The organism is Cohnella cholangitidis, assembly GCF_014107495.1.
GTDB lineage: Bacteria > Bacillota > Bacilli > Paenibacillales > Paenibacillaceae > Cohnella > Cohnella cholangitidis.
Map to the genome: position 1 here is coordinate 1,673,509 of NZ_CP041969.1, position 22,662 is coordinate 1,696,170.

At 52.8% G+C, this 22,662-nt stretch carries 20 protein-coding genes and 2 pseudogenes; 6 read left to right on the forward strand and 16 right to left on the reverse strand.

From position 1 onward, the window contains the following. Positions 1 to 82: 82 nt before the first annotated feature. Positions 83 to 1,108: a TraB/GumN family protein gene (locus FPL14_RS08245; RefSeq protein ID WP_182302537.1), complete on the reverse strand. Its 1,026-nt coding sequence runs from the start codon at positions 1,106 to 1,108 to the stop codon at positions 83 to 85. Continuing rightward, entirely contained in the window at positions 1,105 to 2,019 is a 915-nt protein-coding gene (hprK, locus tag FPL14_RS08250) for an HPr(Ser) kinase/phosphatase (RefSeq protein ID WP_182302538.1), read from the reverse strand. Before hprK ends, FPL14_RS08245 begins: the two co-directional genes overlap by 4 nt. 130 nt (positions 2,020 to 2,149) lie before the next feature. On the opposite strand from hprK, the gene FPL14_RS08255 reads away from it, so the two are divergent. After that, the gene (locus FPL14_RS08255) at positions 2,150 to 2,506 is read left to right on the forward strand and encodes a hypothetical protein (RefSeq protein ID WP_182302539.1); all 357 of its coding nucleotides are present in this window, start codon (positions 2,150 to 2,152) and stop codon (positions 2,504 to 2,506) included. Positions 2,507 to 2,625: 119 nt separating this feature from the next. Continuing rightward, positions 2,626 to 3,294: a hypothetical protein gene (locus FPL14_RS08260; RefSeq protein WP_182302540.1), complete on the forward strand. Its 669-nt coding sequence runs from the start codon at positions 2,626 to 2,628 to the stop codon at positions 3,292 to 3,294. Positions 3,295 to 3,357: 63 nt separating this feature from the next. Here the strand turns inward: FPL14_RS08260 and FPL14_RS08265 are convergent, their stop codons facing one another. Continuing rightward, entirely contained in the window at positions 3,358 to 4,749 is a 1,392-nt protein-coding gene (locus tag FPL14_RS08265; protein WP_182302541.1) for an MDR family MFS transporter, read from the reverse strand. A 273-nt stretch (positions 4,750 to 5,022) separates the two neighbouring features. Between FPL14_RS08265 and FPL14_RS08270 the strand changes: the two genes are divergently transcribed. Then, positions 5,023 to 6,380, forward strand: a protein-coding gene (locus FPL14_RS08270) for an IS1182 family transposase (RefSeq protein ID WP_182299851.1) whose coding sequence is annotated in 2 segments (ribosomal slippage) — positions 5,023 to 5,593 and positions 5,593 to 6,380 — 1,359 coding nt in all. Because the reading frame shifts where the segments join, the coding sequence is not laid out codon by codon here. 130 nt (positions 6,381 to 6,510) lie between these two features. Here the strand turns inward: FPL14_RS08270 and FPL14_RS08275 are convergent. The 11 genes and pseudogenes from FPL14_RS08275 to FPL14_RS08325 form a co-directional block, all read right to left on the reverse strand. Continuing rightward, a pseudogene (locus FPL14_RS08275) lies at positions 6,511 to 8,628 on the reverse strand (glycoside hydrolase family 52 protein). A gap of 29 nt (positions 8,629 to 8,657) precedes the next feature. Beyond that, positions 8,658 to 9,539, reverse strand: coding sequence for a carbohydrate ABC transporter permease (locus tag FPL14_RS08280; protein ID WP_182302542.1), 882 nt, complete (start codon positions 9,537 to 9,539; stop codon positions 8,658 to 8,660). 13 nt (positions 9,540 to 9,552) lie between these two features. After that, positions 9,553 to 10,434, reverse strand: coding sequence for a carbohydrate ABC transporter permease (locus FPL14_RS08285; RefSeq protein WP_182302543.1), 882 nt, complete (start codon positions 10,432 to 10,434; stop codon positions 9,553 to 9,555). Positions 10,435 to 10,532: 98 nt separating this feature from the next. After that, positions 10,533 to 11,863, reverse strand: a pseudogene (locus FPL14_RS08290) (extracellular solute-binding protein). A 112-nt stretch (positions 11,864 to 11,975) separates the two neighbouring features. After that, the gene (locus FPL14_RS08295; RefSeq protein WP_182302544.1) at positions 11,976 to 12,764 is read right to left on the reverse strand and encodes a response regulator transcription factor; all 789 of its coding nucleotides are present in this window, start codon (positions 12,762 to 12,764) and stop codon (positions 11,976 to 11,978) included. Positions 12,765 to 12,766: 2 nt separating this feature from the next. Beyond that, the gene (locus FPL14_RS08300; RefSeq protein ID WP_182302545.1) at positions 12,767 to 14,506 is read right to left on the reverse strand and encodes a sensor histidine kinase; all 1,740 of its coding nucleotides are present in this window, start codon (positions 14,504 to 14,506) and stop codon (positions 12,767 to 12,769) included. Between the two features lie 151 nt (positions 14,507 to 14,657). Further along, a complete protein-coding gene (locus FPL14_RS08305; RefSeq protein WP_182302546.1) occupies positions 14,658 to 14,942 on the reverse strand; it encodes a late competence development ComFB family protein in 285 nt (94 codons plus the stop codon). Positions 14,943 to 15,002: 60 nt separating this feature from the next. Beyond that, entirely contained in the window at positions 15,003 to 15,212 is a 210-nt protein-coding gene (locus FPL14_RS08310) for a cysteine-rich CWC family protein (RefSeq protein WP_182302547.1), read from the reverse strand. A 71-nt stretch (positions 15,213 to 15,283) separates the two neighbouring features. Beyond that, the gene (locus FPL14_RS08315) at positions 15,284 to 16,165 is read right to left on the reverse strand and encodes a sugar phosphate isomerase/epimerase family protein (RefSeq protein WP_182302548.1); all 882 of its coding nucleotides are present in this window, start codon (positions 16,163 to 16,165) and stop codon (positions 15,284 to 15,286) included. Between the two features lie 15 nt (positions 16,166 to 16,180). Further along, entirely contained in the window at positions 16,181 to 17,047 is an 867-nt protein-coding gene (locus FPL14_RS08320) for a sugar phosphate isomerase/epimerase family protein (RefSeq protein ID WP_182302549.1), read from the reverse strand. Next, positions 17,044 to 18,105, reverse strand: coding sequence for a Gfo/Idh/MocA family protein (locus FPL14_RS08325; RefSeq protein WP_182302550.1), 1,062 nt, complete (start codon positions 18,103 to 18,105; stop codon positions 17,044 to 17,046). The genes FPL14_RS08320 and FPL14_RS08325 overlap by 4 nt, the downstream gene beginning before the upstream one ends. Positions 18,106 to 18,225: 120 nt before the next feature. Here FPL14_RS08325 and FPL14_RS08330 point away from each other — a divergent pair, with 120 nt between their 5' ends. Beyond that, positions 18,226 to 19,104 carry a helix-turn-helix domain-containing protein gene (locus tag FPL14_RS08330; RefSeq protein WP_182302551.1) on the forward strand — a complete coding sequence of 293 codons (879 nt, stop codon included), beginning with the start codon at positions 18,226 to 18,228 and terminating at the stop codon, positions 19,102 to 19,104. A 47-nt stretch (positions 19,105 to 19,151) separates the two neighbouring features. Here FPL14_RS08330 and FPL14_RS08335 read toward each other — a convergent pair whose 3' ends face one another. After that, a complete protein-coding gene (locus FPL14_RS08335; RefSeq protein ID WP_229263840.1) occupies positions 19,152 to 19,739 on the reverse strand; it encodes a ribonuclease H-like YkuK family protein in 588 nt (195 codons plus the stop codon). Between the two features lie 116 nt (positions 19,740 to 19,855). On the opposite strand from FPL14_RS08335, the gene FPL14_RS08340 reads away from it, so the two are divergent. Further along, positions 19,856 to 20,536, forward strand: a complete 681-nt coding sequence (locus FPL14_RS08340) for a futalosine hydrolase (RefSeq protein WP_182302552.1) — start codon at positions 19,856 to 19,858, stop codon at positions 20,534 to 20,536. After that, entirely contained in the window at positions 20,533 to 21,375 is an 843-nt protein-coding gene (locus tag FPL14_RS08345) for a 1,4-dihydroxy-6-naphtoate synthase (protein WP_182302553.1), read from the forward strand. The genes FPL14_RS08340 and FPL14_RS08345 overlap by 4 nt, the downstream gene beginning before the upstream one ends. A gap of 147 nt (positions 21,376 to 21,522) precedes the next feature. Here the strand turns inward: FPL14_RS08345 and fliD are convergent, their stop codons facing one another. Continuing rightward, positions 21,523 to 22,659, reverse strand: coding sequence for a flagellar filament capping protein FliD (gene fliD / locus FPL14_RS08350; RefSeq protein ID WP_182302554.1), 1,137 nt, complete (start codon positions 22,657 to 22,659; stop codon positions 21,523 to 21,525). Positions 22,660 to 22,662 lie beyond the last annotated feature (3 nt).

Consider the following 22,662-nt stretch of genomic DNA (forward strand, 5'->3'; position numbering starts at 1 on the left):
GGCTTGAAATGCACCCCAATTGTTAGACACATCTAACAATTGGAGATGCAATTCAGCTCTCCGTCGTCCCTTTCCATATCCCTTATTCAATAAACTCCACCGTATATCCCTTGTCCTCCAACAAAGAGACCAATCCCTGTTCGCCGACCATGTGCAAGGAACCGACGGCGATCAGATATGTGCCGGCTTCCCCTTCATTTAACATTTGGTCGATTTTATCAACCATTCCGATGTTCCGCTTCACCAGGAAACTATCGTTATATTCGTCGAACTCTTCGCCCATCGACTTCTTTCCTTCTTTCTCGAACTGGTCATGCGTCGATTTCAGCAGCTTCAAATCCCCCAAAGTCCACATGTCGAGCAACTGCTTGAGCCCGATCGAAGCCGCCGCTGCGCTCTCTACCGTCTGGTGAAAATAGAGCTGCTGCATCTCGTCCGAGAATCCGTCGAATATGCCGAGCTGGGACTCCATGCTCTCCAGCTCGATGATCTCTTTGCCGTCCTTATGGGCTTGCTTGGCAATATACTGGTCGATCCCGTCGTACATCATATACTTCATGGCCGGAAGGCTCTCCAATGTCATCGCCGCATACCAAGGCTCGTACTTATCGAACGCGGCTGCTCCCGCGCTAAGGATAGACTTCTTCAGGATGGATTGGAATTTAGCGTAATCTTCTTCCGCCACGTGGTCCTTCAGCGTCGTTCCGTCGGTCAGCAACGCTTTGTCGTTGACCATGTCCAATACTTTTTTCTGATCGACTTTCGTCAAATCCAGCTCCAACGCGATATAATCCGCTTGCGCTATCGCCCGCTCCAAGTCCGCGTCCAGCGGATACATTTCTTTCCTCGCGATATGGATCGTACCCGCCAAGTACCCGGAGTTCTTGCCGCCGGTAATTTTCCATAGATACCCTTTGGAACCGGACTTCTCCGGGACATCCGCCTGCTTGGAGGCGATAGGCTGCTCAGTTGCGGTAGAGGAAGCCGAAGGCGGCGTCGGCGTTTCGGCGGTTTGAAGCGTCTCCGCATTGCCGCTGCACGCCGCCAATACGGTCATGGCCGCGAGGATCATCCAAATTAACGCGAATCTGAACGCGCGTCTGTTCATTTCATTTCTCCTTCGATCCGCTTCATGAATTCTTCCGCGGCGCTGTAGCCTTGTTGCTTCAGATACCAGCTGTTGGCGGCGGCTTCGATCATTCCCGCGACGTCTCTGCCCGGCTGCAGTTGAATTTCGATATGCGGAATGCGAACGCCTAAATATTCCGTGAACTTGGGCGTCATCTCAAGATCGTTGTTCAAGGCTTGGTCTTGCCAAGGGCACAATTCGATATCGAGCACGATTCGAGTCTCGTCCTGAAACGCTTTTCTTCCGTATAACCTGACTACGTTAATAAGTCCGATGCTCCGCAGCGCCAGAAATTCCTTCGTCGTTTCGTTATGCGTGCCAAGGATCGTCTGAGAGCTTAGCTTCTTAAGGACGACGATATCGTCGGCGACGAGGCGATGCCCCCTGCGAATGAGCGTATGCGCGGTCTCGCTCTTGCCGATTCCGGATTTCCCTCTGAGCAGAATGCCGATCCCCGATACGTTCACGCATAAGCCATGAACGGCGATTTCCGGTGCCAGCGCTTGAACGAGGAACGCATCCAGCTTACCCAGAAACTCCGTCGTCGTCTCGTCCGTCCGCAATAGCGGTATGCCTTCCTGCTGGCAATAGATCATTAAATACTTCAATCCCTCTTGCTTGGCCGTCACGATAAAACAAGGAGGATGGTACTTCACTACGTTGCCGATATGCAGGTTGCGCTCCTCTTCGGTCTGCTTATGCAAATAATTGATTTCTTTCCTGCCGAGCACTTGCACGCGATTCATCGGAAAAAAATCGAAATACCCGACGAACTCCAATCCCGGGCGATGCGCTCTAGGACGGGTAATCTCGCGATGCATATGATCTTCCCCCGCCAGCACTTCCAGCTTGAATCGCTCCTTCAGCGCTTTAACCGTAATGGATTTCACGTTATTCCCCCTTATCGACATACTCTTTGATACGAAAAAGATCTTTGGCCGGTTCCAACCGGCCGAATTTCATAAAACAAGCCTCCCTCTCATACAAATCAACATAACCTTATGAATGGAGGCTTATCCGATGAACGCCGACAAGCTGGTCCGCTTCTGCCAGTTGAAGACCCAGATCAAGCAATGGGAAGACGAGCTCGAGGAGCTCCGCCGGGACATCACGAGAGATTACCCGCAGGACTCCGAGTTCCAACTGGACGACTATACGCTTAAAGTGCTGTATCAGGAAAGAAAACATTACAACGATCAATTGCTGATCGAAGCCCTTCCCGATCCGGATTTATGGAAGGTGCTGTTCAAGGCGGATTCCGCCAAAATCTCCGCTCTCGTTAAAGCGAATCTCCTAACGGAGAAGTCGCTGGAAGGCACCTACACGACCACGCGGACTCCCTATTTATACGTCACCCCTATCGTCCGCGACATTTAACGGGAACTGACTGCTTATACGAAATCTTTCCTTATAGCGAGCCTTTTGAGTTATTGGATTCGTAGTTAGGTCATACGGCCATTAACAAGCTGATGATGCTATGAGGAGAGAGATAAGCTATGGCGAATTCTAAGAAGCTGCTTGTTACCGCGATCGCCGCCGTCATTCTGCTGACCGGATGCGGCGCGGATTCGACGAACCAAGCATCTAGTACCCCCGTTGCGCAAGGCAATGGCGGAGACATCCCGCAAGATCAACGGGGACAAGCTCCCGGGCAAGGCCAAGGACGGTCGCCGATGATGGGTGCCGATTTGCTGGGAAAAATTAAAAGCGTGAACGGAGAGACGATCACGGTGTATAAGTCTTCGTTCGTACCCGGAGAGCGCGGCCAAGGCGGCGGACCGCAGCCTCCGGGCGACAACGCGCAACCGCCGAGCGGCGAAGGCAACCAACCTCCTCAAGGCGAAGGGCAGAATCGCCCTAACATGGAGAACATGTTCTCGGAAGAAACGTCGGACATTCAAATTACGCCGGTCACCAAGATCGTCAAGATCGCCTTCGAGAACCAGCAACGGACGGAAACCGAGCTTACGGCCGCAGAGCTTAAAGCCGACGATATCGTGAGCGTCGATCTAGAAGACAACACCCAGAACGCGGTTACGATTACGATAAGCGAAGGCGGCTTCGGCGGCATGGGCGGTATGGGCGGCGGACCGAGAGGGCAGCGCCAGCAACAAGGCCAGCAGCATGGCGATGCTCCCGCGGCTGAGCAGAGCAACGGGAATTAATATCGAAGATGCCTTCATCCCCACTTCCTTAGTGGTTATGAAGGCATCTTTACGTTTAATCGCTCAAGCGGACTGACTCTCCTCGGACTTTCGCCCCGAAGGCAACAATTGGGCCACGATTACTTTGATGGCCGCGACCACTAGTATGGCGATGAAGATCAAATGCATTCCATCCGCCATCTGCGTCGGCGTTTCCTCCGTAACTACCCGATTAAACAACATCCCGAATACGGCAACCGCGACCGTCTGGCCTAAAGCGCCCATAAGCGAATTCGTCGAAGTCGCCACTCCGCGCATGGTTACCGCCGCGGCGTTCTGGATCGTGACGATGGCGGGAGTACTAATGCAGCCCATTCCGAACCCGACCACGGATACGATCCCGATCATCTCCATGTAAGACGAGTTCATATCGATGAAGATCAGCCATAGCGCCCCGCATGCGACGAAGACCGTTCCGAGAAGCATGAATTTTTTTGCCCCGAGACGGAACATGTATCTTCCCGATAAACTAGCAGCCAGCGCCCAAGTGATCGACATCGGCATGAGCATCAACCCGGATTTCGTAGCGCTGTAGGCCATGACGCTCTGAATCCATAACGGAATGTAGATGGTAACGCCGGCCACGATGCAGAACCCGAAAAATCCGAGCACGTATGGAATAGCCAAGCTTCTTTCCCGGAACAGCCGCAAAGGAAGCATAGGTTCTTTCGCCTTGGATTCAATCCTGAGAAACACAAGGAGGAATAAGGTCGCAACAGCGAAAAGAACAACAATAGTCGCGGAATTCCAGGCGTACGTCTCGCCTCCGGTCAGCAAAGCGAGCAGCAAACTCGATATGCTGACCGTGAAGGTAAGCGCTCCGATATAGTCGATGCTCTTGGACATCTTAGTGAAGCGTTCATGTAAAAACCCGAATACGAGAATGAAAGACACGATGCTGACCGGAACGTTCATGTAGAAAATCCAGCGCCATGAGATCGTGTCGACGAAATAACCTCCGACGAACGGACCGATTAATCCGGCGATAGACCATACGGAGGAGAGTACGCCCTGAACCTTCCCTCTCTGTTCTCCGGTATACATATCCCCGATAATCGTAAAGGTAACAGGAGTTAACGCTCCAGCCCCTAACCCCTGAATGGCCCGAAACCAGATCAGTTCGGTCATCGATTGCGCCGCGCCGCAGAGGACGGAGCCTGCTAGAAATAAAACAAGGCCTATCGTAAAAATAGACTTTCTTCCATACAAGTCCGCCAGCTTGCCGAAAATCGGCGTCGATACGCAAGTCGTGAGCGTATAGATAGAGAAAATCCAGCTAATCAAGCTTAGTCCGTTCAAATCCTTGGCGATGCTGTTCGTTGCCGTCGTAACGACGGTCGTATCCAGCGCCCCGATGAACAGAGCCGCCAGCAGTCCAACCGTCACGAGCGTGCGATTGGTCTTTTTTTGTGACATCTTCCTAATTCCTTCTCTCCCGCGATGGATCGCCGATGTTTCCTAACTATAATTACTGTTACGATAATAGGTTGCCGCGCTTCTCCTTGTCAACCTCATGGAAGATGGATTTCGCGTCGCATCGCATCGCGAATAGAGAGGCCGGGATATCTCCCGGCCTCTCTCAGGCTGTCGAGAAAGTCTCGACAGCTTTTATTATGTCTAAATAGTTTAATACGACACCGCGTTAATTTGGTATAATAGATTTAACTATACCGAACGGATGGTGTTTCCATGCTTCGTTCTAATCGCGATAAACAACAGAACTATGAATTTGTTTCCATCGAAGATCTTGTTCCCGCCGATCACATGCTTCGAAAGATCGATAAATATATCGACTTCTCTTTCATCGATGATAAGGTACGCCCACTTTATTGCGAAGACAATGGTCGTCCCGCTGTTGATCCGGTCGTACTCTTTAAGATGATTTTTCTGGGCTACTTCTATGGCATTCGGTCCGAACGGCAGTTGGAGCGAGAAATCCAGACTAATCTTGCTTATCGCTGGTTCCTCGGCCTCGGATTGACTGACCGCGTGCCGGATCATACGACGATTAGCTGGAATAGAAGAACACGGTTTAAGGATACAACTGTATTTCAAGATATCTTTGATGAAATCGTCTTACAAGCGATCTCACACCGGATGGTCGGCGGAAGAGTCCTTATTTCCGACTCGACTCACATCAAGTCCAGCGCCAATAAACATAAGTACACCAAAGAACAAGTACAGCAAAATACGAAGGCGTATGTGGACGAGCTGAACGCCGCTGTTGAAGCTGATCGGAAGGCGCATGGAAAAAAGCCCTGAAACCTAGAGAGGAGGTGAACGAAGACAAGGAAGTGAAGGTTAGTACCACCGATCCCGATAGCGGGTATATGGTTCGGGACGGCAAGCCGGAAGGCTTCTTTTATCTGGACCACCGCACGGTTGATATGAAGTACAATCTCATTACCGATGTCTTTGTCACGCCAGGTAACGTACATGATTCGATGCCCTATCTCGAACGATTGGACCGTCAACGCGAAAGATTCGGTTTTCAGGTAGAAGCAGTAGCATTGGATTCAGGTTACCTCACAGCACCGATCTGTAAGGGGTTGGACACGCGGAAAATCTTTGGCGTTATTGCTCACCGCAGATTCCATCCTACACAAGGCCTGTACCACAAACATGAATTTAAGTATGATGACGAGCGAGATCTTTATATTTGTCCGCAAAAGCAGGAGTTACCGTACAAAACGACAGACCGACATGGTTACCGACACTATGCTTCTGATCCGCAGCAATGCGCGTCATGTCCGATGTTAAACAAGTGTACCCGGTCACAGAACCGCCGAAAAGTCGTGACTCGGCACGTGTGGGAAGAGAGCAAAGAGCGCGTGCGACTTAACCGGCTGAGCAAGTCGGGCAAGAAGCTATACCGCAAACGAAAAGAAACGATTGAGCGAAGCTTTGCGGACGCCAAAGAGCTCCACGGGTTTCGCTATTGCCGTTTGCGAGGACTGCGAAATGTGACCGAGCAAGCGCTTATGACTGCTGCTGTACAGAATATGAAGAAGATTGCCCTCCATCTGGACAGGAGGGAAATGGGGTAATAATCTCCCCAGATCCCCCTTCTTCCAGGCACCTAAATAAAAAAAGAAACCCAATGTCTAAAAAGACGTGGGTTTCTCGACGATCTGAGAGAGGCCGGGATATCTCCCGGCCTCTCTACTATTCCAATCATTATGAACGCTGCTCCTCCAGCCACAATATGCTCGTTACGCCGCGAGGATAATATTTGCTTCCCGTAATTTCGCCGGATAAGATTTGATCGCTCCAACTCCACACGGACAGCGTCGGATGCGTCAGCCATTTCACGTGGGTAGCGTCCGCGCGAAGGTCGATCTCGTCTCTCGGCCACCCGAGGATGTGCCGCGCGACGAATTGGCACAGGTAAATTTTGCTTAGCCAGCTGTTATTGCTCGTAGAGGAAATCTTCCATCCTCCGTCTTCGAATAGACAGATGCCTTCGCGAAGGACGTATGTCAAATGCCCCTTAAGCACGGATACATACCTTCCGAATCGACCGTCCTCCGAGAGCGCCTCGCGATTGCCTGTGAAATAAGGGAAGACAAGTCCTTCGATCGCCGGAATAATCTTCGAGTCGTTGCCCTCTCCGATAACGGCCGGAATGTAGCCGTCCTCCGTCGCATGGCTTGCGATCGTCTCGGCGCAACGCTCTGCCTGAAGACCCGCGTGCGCGGACAGTTCCGCCAACCCGTTATCCGCGAATATTTTCTCTAAAGCGACATAAGCAGCCCAACTTTTGCCCGCTAGGTAAATGTTATTGCGCGCTTGTCCCAGCGATACGTCCAAGCTGTCGTAAGTCGTGATCTCGGCGCCGCCCTTCACCCGCGTGCTGTCCAGCCCCATGATGCCGTTGCGCTTGGCTTCCTCGGGATGATCCCGATTCAGCATGCTGGCGAAGCAATCCGCAAATACGTTCAGGTTAGTCTTCACCCAATCCGCGTCGCCTGTCTGTTCCGCGTACGTCGCGGCGCACAGAATCCAGTTGACGAGCTGCTCATGCGTCATATGGGAGAAACAGCCATCAAGTCCATAAAGCTCATACGAAGAAAACTCCGGTCTGGATACCGTATTCGCCACGCCCATATCATGCGTGAAGCTAATTCCCCCCGGGTACTCCTTGTCGTCTCCCGGGAACCGGACGCGATCCTCGTACCGGAATCTCTTGACGAACATATCCAATTCGTTCTTCACGGTCCAAGGGTTCAGCTTCAACTCGTAGAACAACTGATCGACCGTCAAGTCGAACGTGTTCATCATCCTTTACTCGCCTTCGTTGACGATCCAGAACGGTTCACCCTCGTGGTCGAGCAATTGCGTCGAACCGTAATAGCTCCGGATGGCGTGCGCCATCATGAACCGCTGATCGTCGCTGAGGGAAGCGGATGCCAGCAGCGCGTTCTCAGCCTCCATGCGTGCCGTTAACCGTTCCCAGTTCGATAGGGCATAATTTCCGACCTGTTCGATATTCGAATAATATCGCGTGTAGTAATAAGATGCATCGATCCCCGCCGTCACGTAGCCTCCCCGATGGAAGCAAATCGCGAACCGGTACGTGCGCCGCTGGCCGGCCGGAACGTCCACGACGAGAGCGCCGACGGTACCGAGCCCGAACGTCCAATTTTCCTCGTGCTCGGAAGCGACGATATCCTCGATGCTGAAATGCATGGCCGAACGAACGTCTTCGTCGCGGCTAACGATAGAGGCGAATCGGCCTTGGCCGATCCCGGCTACTCCGGGCATCGTATCGTCGAGCCGCCGCATCGAGCTGTACGCATCGTTGCCTTGATAACCGAAGAAGGCCCGACGAGCTCGATCCGAAGAGGTATTGTCGACCGTCAGTTCAGCCAGCACCGCGGGAAGCAACGCTTCCTTCATCTCTTCATCCGAAGCGACTGCCGGGTCCGGAACGGAACAGACGGGCGAATAGATCGTGAACTTCAGGTCGCCGGCCGACCAACAATCGGTCGTCAGCCGGAAATCGCGCCGCACGGCATCTCTCGCGAACGGAATAACGATCTGAGGCTTATCCGGATTCGGATCGGGATTCTCGATATCGTATCTCTTGCTCTCGTCGCCGTCGCGAACGGCATGGAATGGAAGCGAATCGTAACCGGAACCGTCGATCCGCTCCAGTCCGATATAGACGTTCTGCCTTGGAGAGCGGCCTTGTTCGAGATCCAGGCCGCCTCCCGCGCCGGGGAAACCCAATGTAAAGCTGGCGAATGCGCCGATCGGAGAATGATGCGCGTTGAAGTAATCGTTTCTTTTCATGTCTTTTCTCCTTTCTCGTATACTCCGGCTTACCCTTTAACGGAACCGGCGGCGATGCCTTCCACGATCCGGTCGCTAAGGAACAGGAACGTAAGGAGGATCGGCAAGATGCTGATCATCAAAGTGGCGCCGATCGCGCCCCAATCGGTCGTGTATTGTCCGATGAAGTTCTGCACGCCGACGGTAAGCGTCTTGTAGACGTCCGAGCTGATGAACGTATTCACGAAGATGAACTCGTTCCAGTTGTAGATCATATTGATGATCGCCGTAGTCGCGAGAACCGAGACGGTCATCGGGAATACGATGCGGAAATACATCCGGTTGACCGAACATCCGTCGATGACCGCCGCCTCTTCCACTTCCCGCGGCAACGCATAGTAGAATCCTAACAAGATCATGATCGTGATCGGCATGTTAAACGCGACGTAGGACAATATTAAAGCCAGCGGATGATCCGTAAGGCCGACATCGCTAAACAAGCTGAATAACGGAATTAGCGTCGAATGGACGGGAATCATCATCGCTACCATGAACAGGCCAAGCACGAGTTTGCTGCTTTTCCATTTCATGCGGGTAATCGCGTAGGTAACCAAGCTGCCCAACACAACGGTCAACGCCGTGGCGACGAACGTGATCCACACGCTGTTTAAGAAATACACGTCGATGTTTCCCGCGCTCCATACTTTCTCGTAGTTTTCCCAACGAGGATTCGTCGGGAGAGACAGCGGAGGAAGGTTAAACACTTCCTGATTGTTTTTAAGAGAGAAGAATAATAGCCAGATTAGCGGATAGAGTTGCAGCACGGCAACCGCGATCAACACGACGTATAGCAAGGTCATGCCCAGCTTGCGTCCGATCCCAGCCCCCGGGTTCGCTCCGGCCGGCAACCGTCCTGCGTCCGTAGTCGTCATGAAGCGTTCCTCCTTATGAATATTGGATCGTATCTTTGGTGGCGGTGAGCTTGCGAATGACCCAAGTCGCGACTAGGCAGATGACGAGCAGGAAAAAACCGATCGCGCTTCCGTATCCGAAATCATAAGCGCGGAAAGCCTCATGATACATATAGGAAGCCATGACCTCGCTCGAGCCGTTCGGTCCGCCATCCGTCATGACGAAGATCAGATCGAAATATTTCAGGGAACCGACAAGCGATAATACGATCGTCACCTTGAACACTTCCATAACGAGAGGAAGCTTGATTTTCCAAGCGATTTGCCATGAGCTGGCCCCGTCGATCTTGGCCGCTTCCTCCAAGGAAGACGGGATGTTCTTCAACGCCGCGTAATAGATCAGAATATAGAAGCCCGCATACTGCCACAAGATCGGAACGAACAACGCATATAGAACGAGCGAAGGCTCCGCGAGCCATGCGGGTGGATTTTCGAAGCCAAGAGATTCCAGAACGCTGTTCAGGACACCGTTCGTCGGATGATAAATCTTAATCCACAGTTGGGCAATCGCAACCGAAGACAACAACATCGGAATCAAATAAATTTTACGGAACAGATTAGCCCCTTTGATGCGGGCTGCCAATACCATCGCGACAACTAAGTACAGAATAAGGCTGAGCCCGGAAAACACCGCTAACAGTAAAGAGTGCCGCGCGCTATCCCAGAACGTCTTGTCCTTAAGCAATTCTTGATAATTATCGAGTCCGATGAATTTCATGGCGCCGATTCCGTTCCACTCATGCAATCCGTAGTATCCTGTCAACACGATCGGAATATATACGATGGCCAGAATGAGGAGCAAGGAAGGCAGAACGTACAACGCGATCATTTTTTTGTTCGAAAGCACTTTATCCAAGGCGGCCGCCCCCTTTCTTTCGGTCATTGTCGGGCAAAGACCTATCCGTCAATGAAGTGGATAGGTCTTTGTACCCTTAGCGACGATTATCTCGACGATTAGTTTCCTTTGGAGATCGCCGCGGTATGCTCTTCCGCGAATTTTTCGGGCGTTGCCGCCTTGCCGAATAGCGCTTGAATCATATTAAGGTGAGTTTCGGCCGCGTTCGCCTTCATTTGAACGTCCGCGAACAGGGTGATGCTGCTTGCTTTGTTCATCTCGTTGAACAGATCGATGTACAACTGAGGCAGTTGAAGCGTCGACGTGTCGACTTTGGTCGCCGGGATGACTCCCGCGCCGGTAACGGATTGCTCGCCCCATTTGCTAACGAAATATTCTACGAACTTCTTAGCTTCCGCTTTGACCGTCGAGTTCTCGGAGACGAACAAGCCGACTCCCGGACCGCCTACCCAACTGTTAATGTCGCCTTTGCCGCCTTCTACCGTCGGGAATTTGAAGAAACCGACGCTGTCGCGGAATTCTTTCGGAATGTCTTCGTTCGTCGTGAAGTTCGGAAGCTCCCACGTTCCCATCATGTACATGGCTGCTTTGCCGTTCAGGAACTCGGACTTCGCTTCTTCGTTAGACAAGCCGTTGAAGCCTTTCACGAACGCGTTCGCGTCCACTAGCGCTTGAACCTCCGAAGCCGCTTTGGTCAGTCCTTCGTCGGAGAACGAGCCGGAGCCGTTGATTGCGTCTGCGAGAGTATCTTTGCCCGCGATGCGGTCCGCCAGGTACATATACCAGAGGGAGCCTGTCCAACGATCTTTGTTGCCGAGCGCGATCGCGCGACCCCGGCATCGGACAGCGCTTTCACGACTTGCTTGAATTGATCGTAAGTTTGCGGGATTTCCAAGTTATTCTTCTCGAAAATAGCTTTGTTATAGTAAACCGGAGCGATGTTGAACTCTAGTGGAAGCGCATACGTTTTACCGTTAATCGCATAAGCTTCGGTTGTGCCGGAGACGAATTTGCCGTTAAGCTCGCCGCCGAGAAGATCGTCAACCGGCGTGAACAGGTTGCCTTCTACGTAAGGCTGCAAGAAGCCGGCTGCCCAAGTGACGCCTACGTCCGGCAATTGATTCGATGCTGAAAGCACTTTCAATTTATTCTTGTATTGTTCGTTATCGAGTACTTCCTGCTTGATCGTGACATTCGGATTCTCGTCTTGGTAAGCTTTAATGATTTGGTTAACGATTCTGTTCTGACCGGCGGATACGCCTTCCGGCCACAAGTGCATGAAGTTAACCGTTACTTTTGCTCCGCCGGTTTCGGCGGAACCTTGGGATTCGGCAGCGCCTTCGTTGTTGCCTTCCTTGCCGCCGCAAGCAGCCAAGACTAATGTCAGGCTAAGCGTAAGCAGCATCGTGGTCCATTTTTTGTTGAACACGTTTACATCCCCTTTTTTAGTGAAAGTCCAGCGGCTTGTAACCGCTTTAACGATATTCTACCACCGCCCGGACAGCACAATAAGGATACGGGGATTGGGACTAATACCACTTTTATTGGATCGTTTCTTCGGTATCCGCGACATTTTGCCTGTACTGGCCGGGGCTAACCGATTCTTGCGAACGAAACACCTTCACGAAATATTTAGCTGTCTGATAACCTACTTTTTCGGCGATTTCCGCTATGGGCATCCGCGTGCTTACCAACAGTTCTTTGGCTCGCTGAACCCTTCTTCTAGTCAAGTAATCGCTGAAAGTGAGACCGGTCTGCTCCTTGAACAAAACGCTGAAATAGCTGGCGTTCAAGTGCAGATGCTCCGCTACGTCTCGCAACGTGACAGGATCTTGGAGCCGCTCTTCCAAGTAGCGAATCGTCTCGCGGACCGCGGGGCTATATCGCTCCTCGTGCTCTCCCGCTTCCAATAGCTTCGGGTCTACCAGCTTCTCCATCCGACCGATCCGATGCAAATCTCCTTCTCTTTTAAGCGCTTGCTCGACAGCCATAATCAGCTTATTCTTGTCCAGCGGCTTCAACAAATATTCGACGACTCCGAGTTGGAGCGCTTTCTGCGCGTAATCGAATTCCGGGTGGCCGGAAATGACGATGACGACGGGAGGATGGGCCATCCCGCTCAGCTTCTCGACCAGATCCAATCCGCCGATTTCCGGCATGCGGATGTCCGTCACGAGCAAATTGGCTTCGTTCTTCTCCAACCAAGCCAATGCTTCGACTCCGCTGGACGCCGTCACGAATCGATGCCTCCCGGAAGACCAAGCCTCCAGCGTTTTGCGAATGCCTTGCCTTGTTCTCGGTTCATCGTCCACGATCAATATCGTCTTCATGCCTAATGTCCTCCATACTCGCTAGGGATTTCGAAGCTGAAGATAGCTCCTTCGCCTTTCGCGCTTCCGATTTCCAGACCGCTCGCCATCGATTCATAGTACAATTCGAGCCTCTGCTGCACGTTGGCAAGACCAACGCCCGATCCCTTCGAGGAAACCGACCGCCCTTCCGTCATCGCTTCGCGCAAATCATTCAGCGTCGGATCATCCATGCCGGGTCCATCGTCGATGATGGATACGGTTGAGTATCCCGGCCGATCCGACGGTTCGACCCGAATGACGACCGTTCCGGGTCCGATCTTCTGCTCAATGCCGTGAAGTACCGCGTTCTCTACGAGAGGCTGGATGAGAAGCTTTGGAATCGGCACGCTCCGGCTGGCATCGTCCGCCTCGATTGTCCAAGTCAGACGATCGACCATTCGCATCTCCATGATCTGCAAATACCTCTCGGCATGGTCCAATTCGTCTCCGATCGTAACCCATTCATCCTCGTCCGGCCGGCTGATCACGTAACGGAATAAACCGGACATCGCGATGACGATATGCGCCAGCTCGTCCTCCCCTTTGTCCTCTAATGCCCAATAGAGCGCTTCCAGCGTATTAAACAAAAAGTGCGGATTAATCTGAGCCTGCAGCGCTTTAAGCTCCGTTCGGCTTTGGGTGATTTCTTTCTGGTAAACGACCTCGATCAGTTCGTTAAGATAATCGACCATCTGGTTATACGTATGATTAAGCTCGTTGATTTCCATCGTCGCGGACGTTTTCGGATTCGGCTTAAGAGAGCCGAGACGGGCTCCGCGCATCGCCTTCATCAGATTCAGGATCGGTCGGGTGATCATCGTCGATAAAATAAAAGTCAGGATCAGGAACAGCAAACCGCCGGTAACTCCGGTAACGACGATGACCGTTCGAAGCACGGAAATGCCCTCCGTCGAATAATCGACGGGAGTCAGAATGGAGAGCGTCCACCCCGTAGATTCCGATCGCTGCCGGACGGCGATATATTGCTCTCCGTCGATCTCGATGGTATCTTCTCCTCGGGCGAGCACCGCCTCCACATCGGAAGCGGGCGGAAAGCCTGAAGCGAGCGTCCGGCCCGCGCCGTCCTGCAGCACCATTAATTCCCGGGAATCGGCCGCCGAGTCGGTCAACTCGAAATAGCTTCTCTCGATCCGAACCATTAAATAACCCCCGTGCGAGAACGAACGGTCGATAATCCGGACGCTTCGAACCGCAACGACCGTATCCGAATCATTCGGATCAAGTCCGAACCAGACGAGACCGCCCTTCATATGGTCTACTCTGTTGATCCAATCGGCGGATATCCGACTATTCAGACTGAAGTCGTCGAGTGGGAACAGTCGTCTGTAATCGGTCGTATAGAGCTCTAAAGAGCGAATGCCGTTCGCATAAGCCTGATAGTTGCCCGCGATATGCTGAATCGATTGGCGTTCTCCGAAGGTGGCCGGCTTGCCGTTCGACTCCTGAATGAGCAACCGCTGTACCGAACCGTTCGTCGCGATCTGCGCCGTAAGCGTATCGATCTGCCGCAGCAGCTCCTCCAGCTTACCCGTCGCTTGGATTGCGGTTTGCTGGATATGCCGTTCCGCGCTGTTGCGCAGTAAGACGGACACCCTATCGTAAGTGAATACGCCGGCTAAGGCCAATACGATTATCATAACCAGCAGGAAACCGATAAAAATTTGATTGCGCAGCGTATTTAGGCGTCCAAGCTTGATCAAGTCGGCCACACCTTCCATCGGAGATAGAACGATATTACTGTAACACATTGGCGGGAACAGTAGAAACAGTCCCTGCCGGCAATGCGCTCATACAAAAAAATCACCTCATCTTGTGAATGGGTGAATTTTTACTGTCTCATGATCTTCTATTCTAATGATTCGGCCGCTCTTCGATCACTTTAACGGCATTCGTGATTTCCCTTAGGACATCGGATTGAAGCTGCGGATCAAGATAAAGGGCCTTGATGTATGCTTCTCCGGCTTGACTGGACGTATAGTGAGGAGGCACATGATTCAAGGTCAGCAAAATGATATCGATCTGGCATTTGTCGCAATCGCATTTCAAGGCTCCGGTTTTCACGTAATTATCCTCGAATAGGTTGCTGACGATGGGTTCCATAACATTAAGAATAGACAGGTCGCGGGAAAAAATCATATCAACACTCTCCGTTTAATAGAAGCTTATCGACTATTAAAAACTAGTATAACACATATTTTACCGCGCATCGGAAACGAACTTCTCGACGCAGGATTGGCATACGCACGCTTTCCCCCGCCGTTCGTCGGGAATCCGCTTAAGGATGTCGCGCGGAAAATCAATCCGGCTGCACCAACAAGCCCCATGCGGCAAGCCCGCTAAATTACCGCAACGATTGTCCTCCCCGCAAAGTGGACAACGAGCCGCATTAATAGGTTGCTGCGTCATAGCAGGTTAGCCCTCCCTCCGACAATCGGAAAACGAGAGCGCTTCTCCGCGCTCCCGTCCGATTGATTCTATTATTTGCCTTTAAGGAACTGTACCGCCGTAGCGATATCCGCTTCGGGGTTCGTTCCTACTTCGCGTTCGATCGTCAGATACCCATTATACCCGATATCTCGAAGGGCATTCAAATATCGGTCCCAGTCGACGCCGCCTTCGCCTAACGGCACTTCCCTGAACGCATCGCCGGATTCGGCCTGCTCCGCCAGCTTGTCATGATCAAGGGGCTCGAAGCCGAGCGCGCCGTATATCGTCCGCGGGTCCACTTCGCGGAGACGGATTCCGTCCTTCGCGTGGGTATGAACGATATAATCCTTAAGCGTGTATACGCCTTGGGCAGGATCGTCGCCGGTTACCATAACCATGTTAGCCGGATCGAAATTGACCGACACGCCTTTGGAGCTAAGCCCGTCGAGGAACCCCCTCAGCCGAACGGCTGTCTCCGGTCCCGTCTCGATGGCGAAATACGCGTTCATGCTCGTGGCGTAACGGCTCAATTCATCGCAGGCGAGATGCATCGTTTCATAGATTTCGCTGTTCCGGTCTTCGGGCACGATCCCGATATGGGTCGTGACGACGTTCGTGCCTAACTCTACCGCCAAATCGAGAATTCGTTTCGACTTCTCGACTTTCGCCGCGTTCTCGCGCTTATCCTGAAAGCCATGACCGCCAAGGTCGCCTACGAGGGCCGAAATCTGTAAGCCTAGCGACTCGATATAGGATTTCCATTCTTTCCGCGCGGCAGACGATAGATTCGAAGGATCCATCTCTCCCTTGACGGCATAGATTTGTACTCCATCGGCTCCTACGTTTTTGGCTTTAATAAGCCCCTCGCGAACTCCGACCCGAAAGCTGTCCACGATGACGCCGATTTTCCAAGGCTGAATCGTTCCCGACATCTCTATCACGCTCCTTTAATTAGAATTGACCTGCTCCCATAACCGCCTAACGTTATTAAACGCCAGCTTCGTTGCGTTCACGCAAGGCTCCATCCCTTCGAATTCGACGGACAAGTAACCTTCATAACCGGAATCCCTCACGATTCGCAGCGCAGAGCGAATATCGAGATCGCCGTGACCGACGATCGCTCCTCTCAAGTAGGAACCGCCGTTCGATTTGAACCAGCCTTCTCCCGGATCGGAAGCTTCCGGCCGAATATAGAAGTCCTTGACGTGCACGATGGAAGCATAGGAAATATTGTTGCGAACGGCTACGACCGGATTCTCGTCGACGCATACGAAATTTCCGATATCGAGCGTCGTCCGGAAATTGCTTCTGTCGACTTCGTTGATTAACGCCTGTACCCGATCGCTCGCCTGAATATAATAACCGTGATTTTCCACGCTTGTCGTAATGCCGTATTGCGCCGCGTAGTCGGCGATCCTGCGGCAAGCCTCGGCTAGCCTAGGAAGATCCTTCGCGAATTGCCGTATCGATCTGTCCGCGGAATTCGCAACGTCGTGGCGCATCAGCTTAACGCCAAGCCCGACCGCGATGTCGACCTCCCGCTTCACTCGCTCGATCTCCATCTCGTATGCCCGGTCATCCAACCCCGCGAAATTAGCGCCGATCGCATAGTTGGAAATCTCGATTCCGACCTCTGATGCTTTTTTCGTAATGGCTCCGATCAGTTCGGGGTTGTGCGCCAGATCGAAACCGAGCGGCACGATCTCTACATGCACTCCGCCCATCTCGGCGATCTTGCCGATGGCCTGCATGATATCCATCCTGCCCGCTTGCATGTCCTGCCAGAAACAATAACTGCTGACCCCTAGCTTCATAGCCGAATCTCCCCGCCTTTGGCCGCGGATTCGTAGATCGCGCACAGAATCTTCATCATCTCTACGCCGTCTTCCACCGGACTTATCGGTTTAGCGCCTTTCGCAACGCAATCGACGAAATGATCGATCTCGTTCTGGAAAGCGGAATCGAATTGGAAGCCGGCCTGGTTATCCGTCTGCGGTTGAATGTTCAAGATCGTATTGTGCTTCTCCGTCACGATGGCGATGGCCGGATCGATCTCGAATCCGCCTTTCTCCCCGTAGAGCTTCACGTATCCTTCATCCTGCTTGGCATGCAGGGAGTAACTCACGTCAACCATTAGAGATGCGCCGTTCTCGAATCGGATAATCGCGTTAGCCATATCTTCGACCGTATTTTTCGCGGCGTCGTAGTCCGCCGCTTTATAATGGGACAAGTGCTGAATGTTGGCGCGATTGCCCAGCTTCTTATACGTATTTGCGCTGACCGTTACCGCTTTCGGCCGGCCCATCAGATACCAGCAGAGGTCGATGACATGAACGCCGATATCGATTAGCGGCCCACCGCCCGAACGTTCTACGTCGGCGAACCAACCGCCGGGATTGCCATGGCGACGAATCATGGACGCTTTGGCGTAGTAAAGGTCGCCGAACTCCCCGTTATCCGCGAATTCGCGTATCATTTGCACGTTGTTGTCGTACCTGCGAACGACTCCGACTTGAAGAAGCTTGCCCGAAGCGCGAACCGTCCGTTCGACCTCCAATGCTTCCTCTACCGTACGGCAGAGCGGCTTTTCCACGAGTACGTGTTTGCCTGCCCGGAGAGCGGCAATGCTGATCGGCGCATGGGTATTGTTCCAAGTGCAGATGCTCACCGCGTCGATGTCCGGGTCCGCTACGAGTTCCCGATAATCGGTGTAAGTTTTGTCCGCTCCGTACTTCTCGGCGACTTGGCGAGCCCTAGTTTCGTTCACGTCGCAGATTGCGGCGATTGCCGCATCGGGATTGCGTGAATACGCATTCAAATGCATTTCTGAAATAGAACCTGTACCGATGACGCCGATTCGAATCTGTTTCACTTTGAACACTCCCTATGCTCACTTTTGTTCTCAATTCGTATTATAATGAGATTAACTGGCGTTACCATGCAAAAGCATGCTGTTATTTTGTACGATCGTGCTACCATTGGAGGGAATCCCTTGGACAAAATCGCCTCTCTGCGCGAACCGATGCCGATGCCCGACGCATCCTTCCCTATTAAAATCCATCCTCGCCATACCCAAGCGATGGCCGTTGGCGAAACTTTGTTCTCGCATCACTGGCACGAACATTTGGAGTTCCTGTTTTTCGTTGCGGGCAAGGCCACTATCGAATGCAGCTCGGTCCCTATTTCTTTTGAAGCCGGAGACCTCTGCGTGGTGAATAGCAACGAGCTTCATTATGGCGTATGCGACTCCGAAGATTTATCCTTTTATGCGATGATCGTCGACGTCTCTTTGCTCCATAGCCATACGGTCGACGCCGTAGAAACGAAGTACATTACGCCGATCGCCAAAAACCGGATATTATTTCAAAACCGAATATCCGGGGATGAGGACATCAATCAATGCCTGCTCGCTATCGTTAAGGAACTGGAAAACAAGGAGCTCGGCTACGAGCTCTCCATCAAATCGCATCTTTACCGGCTGCTCACGCTTCTCGTTCGCCATTATCTGGCTACGCTGACGGAGCTCGACGAATACCGGCTCAAGCTCAAGGAGCTCGAACGCCTCGCGCCCGTCCTAACCTATATCGACGAGCATTATCGGGACAAGCTTACCGTGCAGCAGCTTGCCGGCCTCGCCGGTTTGAGCCGCTTCCATTTCAGCAGGTTGTTCAAGCAGGTGACGGACAAATCGTTAGTCGATTACATCAACCTTGTCCGGATCAACAAGTCGGAGGCCATGCTGCGCGGCAAACGCATGAATATTTCGGAAATCGCGCTCGCGACGGGCTTTAACGACATCTACTACTTCAGCAGAATGTTCAAGAAGCTGAAGAAGGTGTCGCCGTCGGAATGGAGAAACAACGATTCTTAAGTTAAGCGATGGAAGCGCGCGGCTGATCGTAGCCGCGCGCTTCTTCGTTACAATACCATGCGGTTTTTCGTGAACCGGTTCGCGTAAGAGGAAGCCACGCATGCATCCGGCTTGACTCTTGGGGCGTACAAACCCATGGATTCTATTCGATCCATCATCTCTTGAACGTATAACGCCGTCTGGTTGACGACAGGTTCCGTTCCCGCGTCGATGTCGATATAGGTTTCAAGGGTCGCCCCTTGATAGACGTGCGGCATGAGCAGATCCTCCATCTGACCGACTACGCAGGCATCGAAGTACCCGGCAACCCTCTGGGAGAAGGACGTTTCTAGCGTCAGCTTCTCTCTAATCGAGGATAGCTGTCTCGGAAGGGCCAATTGGCGATAACAAGCCCAAGCGCCTCTGCCGATTCGATGGATGACGATTCCCGTAACGAATTTGGTGTGCCCTCGATGCACTTGACTGTCCGTGCCGATTACGAATTGATAGGCGCTACTGGGGTCTTGCCCGATAAAATGCAGAATTCGATCGAGTACATGGTGAATGCTCAAACGACTTTCCGACAGGTTCTGAAAGCTCAGTTCATCCCACTTGGAGATCGTGCTCATCATGGTCACGGCGATCACCTCTGCCATACTTGCTGCTCTGCATAAGTTATTGTATGGCGATGGCGACTGGACTCGAACCAATTGCCCTGGTTATTTTACTCGCGGGGAGATCGGCACTATAATTAATTAAGCAGGTTTCATTCATGCCCAACTTAAAGGGGATTAGGAAAGTGAACAAAATTCTGATCATGACCGCTGTCGATGCGGAAAAAGAAGCGGTGCTTCGAGGAGTTCGCGGCGATCGGCGATTTGAGGTCATCTCCGCGGGCGTTGGCCCGGTCGCGGCCGCCGTAAGCACGGCAATAGCTTTAGCGACGGAATCGAATAAATATGATCTGGTTGTAAGCGCAGGTATTGGAGGGGGATTCGCCGGACAAGCCGAGATCGGCACGATCGTCGTGGCCAGCGAGGTGCACGCCGCGGATCTAGGAGCGGAGACGTCCGACGGATTCGCCGGGGTGGACAAGCTAGGCTTCGGCACGAATCGGTTGACCGTCGAAGAGAATTTATCCGCACGGTTAACCGAAGCTCTACGAACCGGAGGCATTATCGCCCATTGCGGCCCGATTCTTACTCTATCCACGGTTACGGGTACTGCCGAAACCGCGGCGCGGTTGGCCGACCGCATTCCGGGCGCTGCCGCCGAAGCGATGGAAGGCTACGGAGTCGCCGAAGCGGCCCATCGCCGCGGCATTCCTTTCATTGAAATACGCGCCATATCGAACGCGGTCGGGCCGCGCGACAAAGCCGCTTGGCGAATCGGAGACGCTCTTGCCGCGTTGGAATCGGCTAGCGCTCATCTTTTGGAGGTCATTACATCATGAAAATCGCATACTCGCCTTGTCCCAACGATACTTTCGTCTTCCATGCGCTAGTCCATGGCCTTATTCCGGGTACGCCATCTTTCGATGTTACTTATGCGGATATCGATATTACGAATACCCTGTCGGCCAGCCCGAACGAGCTCGATATCATGAAAATTTCATATGCCGCCCTGCCATGGATCGCTCCCGAATATAAGCTCGTCCCTTGCGGCGGAGCCCTTGGCCGGGGATGCGGCCCGCTCGTTCTGACCTCAGGCGGCAGCGGAGGAAAATCGCAGGATGCTTCCCTCCTCTCGGGCAAAAGGGTCGCCGTTCCCAGCGAACGCTCGACGGCTTATTTGCTGTTCCGGCTATGGGCCGCGCAGAACGTTCCGGGCGGCGTCGGCGAAATCGTCGTCATGCCCTTCCATGAAATCATGCCGGCCGTGCGCGACGGGCTGATCGATGCGGGCTTGGTCATCCACGAAGCCCGCTTTACTTACCAGAACTACGGTCTCTCCCAGGTCGTCGACTTGGGCAACTGGTGGGAGAGCGATACCGGCCTCCCGATTCCTCTCGGCGCGATCATCGCTCGCCGCTCGCTCGATCTATCCGCCATTCGCGAATGGATTCAAGCTTCCGTCGAATATGCCTGGCAACACCCGGAAGCTTCCAGAGCGTACGTGCTGGAACACGCGCAAGAGATGGACCCGAGCGTAGCCCAATCCCATATCGACCTGTACGTGAACGATTTTACGGCCGACTTGGGCGATGATGGCTTCGCGGCCATAACGACTTTACTGCAACGCGCCATGGACGAAGAGCTCGTTCCTATGATGGATTTAGCATCCCTTCGTTAAAAAAACAAAGCCCGCGGAATTCCGCGGGCTTTGCTTTTATTTAGAAAATTTGATTGACCAGCAATCCGGTCGTCGGAAAAGGCAAATACGTTTGCATCGACGACTGGTAAGTCGCGTATTGCTGCATCGCATGCAACTGTTTATTCACTAAGCTGCTGGCGGAGGCATCGTTGAAGCGTTCCGTCGCTTCAGCAGCCGGTCGGCCAATCCGCCGCGGCCTCCGATCGATTTGCTCGCTTGCCCGAAGTTCGCGTTCAAGCTTTTCTCGAATGCCGCTTCGTCCAATCGAAGCGTTCCGTCGGCGTTCTGCCTGATCCCGATCGCTTCATTGGAATAAGAACTCGCTGCCTTGTCCAAGCTAGCTTTGACCGCCGGGCTAATGTACTTGCCCGCTTCGTTTAATTTATCCCTCATCGCATTGTAGCTTGAGATTAACTCTCCAACCTGCTCAACGGCTTTTTTCGCATCCGGCCGTACTTCGATATCGATCGCATCGGCCGAAGATTTAACCAGCGTCGCGGTAACCTTGCCTTTCTCAAGCTCGACTGCATTCGTTTGGGAGGTACGGATTTCTCCGCCGTTCACCGTATACGAGGCGTTAGCAGCCGCCGAAGTTACGTTAGACATGCCGGTCGATGCCGCCGCGTTGCCTGCTTCGTCTTCAACGGCGTAAGCTTGTTCCGTCCCGGTTCGATCGCCCTTCAGTACCAATCTCGCGTTTCCCGTCTCCGAATCGACCGCAACGCTTGCCGTAACGCCCGCTTTGGCATCATTGATCGCGTTTCTTAATTTATATAACGCCTGTTCATTCGTATCCGTAGCGGAAATGTGCGCCGTTATCGATGTCGCCTTATCACCGAAAGCGATCTTGAAGCGATTGGCACCGTTCTGCATCGAGGTTAAGTTGTCTTTCTTCAGATCGATTCCGCCATTGACTTGAGATTCGGCCACGGAATGGACTTTGATTTGATATTTATTGAACGCCGCGCCGTTCTTCGCGGATGCCTTAACGGCTTCCGGATTAGACGACGATGCGACTCTCTCTTGCAAGGACGACGTCATTAGCTGCAGCAAGCTCTTCGCCGACGATTGGACGGCCTGCGTAGAAGACAAGAAACCCGCAATATCCTTTGCGGCCGACTTGACTATCCGTTCAAAAGGATTCGGATAAGAATTCAGCCACGAATTCGCCGGTTGCCGATATGCGGACTGGCTGAACGGCGAATAGATAAATGGCGAAATTGGAGGTACGGTTCTGCCGACGGCCTGAGCGGAATATAACATCCA

What these genes read in the sequence shown, in the direction of transcription:
- FPL14_RS08310 (WP_182302547.1), bottom strand. Translation starts at nt 15,212, where the DNA reads ATGACGCAGCAACCTATTAATGCGGCTCGTTGTCCACTTTGCGGGGAG.
- FPL14_RS08340 (WP_182302552.1), top strand. Translation starts at nt 19,856, where the DNA reads ATGCCCAACTTAAAGGGGATTAGGAAAGTGAACAAAATTCTGATCATG.
- FPL14_RS08280 (WP_182302542.1), bottom strand. Translation starts at nt 9,539, where the DNA reads ATGACGACTACGGACGCAGGACGGTTGCCGGCCGGAGCGAACCCGGGG.
- FPL14_RS08295 (WP_182302544.1), bottom strand. Translation starts at nt 12,764, where the DNA reads ATGAAGACGATATTGATCGTGGACGATGAACCGAGAACAAGGCAAGGC.
- FPL14_RS08265 (WP_182302541.1), bottom strand. Translation starts at nt 4,749, where the DNA reads ATGTCACAAAAAAAGACCAATCGCACGCTCGTGACGGTTGGACTGCTG.
- FPL14_RS08260 (WP_182302540.1), top strand. Translation starts at nt 2,626, where the DNA reads ATGGCGAATTCTAAGAAGCTGCTTGTTACCGCGATCGCCGCCGTCATT.
- FPL14_RS08335 (WP_229263840.1), bottom strand. Translation starts at nt 19,739, where the DNA reads ATGGCAGAGGTGATCGCCGTGACCATGATGAGCACGATCTCCAAGTGG.
- FPL14_RS08305 (WP_182302546.1), bottom strand. Translation starts at nt 14,942, where the DNA reads ATGATTTTTTCCCGCGACCTGTCTATTCTTAATGTTATGGAACCCATC.
- FPL14_RS08345 (WP_182302553.1), top strand. Translation starts at nt 20,533, where the DNA reads ATGAAAATCGCATACTCGCCTTGTCCCAACGATACTTTCGTCTTCCAT.
- fliD (WP_182302554.1), bottom strand. Translation starts at nt 22,659, where the DNA reads ATGTTATATTCCGCTCAGGCCGTCGGCAGAACCGTACCTCCAATTTCG.
- FPL14_RS08320 (WP_182302549.1), bottom strand. Translation starts at nt 17,047, where the DNA reads ATGAAGCTAGGGGTCAGCAGTTATTGTTTCTGGCAGGACATGCAAGCG.
- FPL14_RS08315 (WP_182302548.1), bottom strand. Translation starts at nt 16,165, where the DNA reads ATGTCGGGAACGATTCAGCCTTGGAAAATCGGCGTCATCGTGGACAGC.
- FPL14_RS08245 (WP_182302537.1), bottom strand. Translation starts at nt 1,108, where the DNA reads ATGAACAGACGCGCGTTCAGATTCGCGTTAATTTGGATGATCCTCGCG.
- FPL14_RS08255 (WP_182302539.1), top strand. Translation starts at nt 2,150, where the DNA reads ATGAACGCCGACAAGCTGGTCCGCTTCTGCCAGTTGAAGACCCAGATC.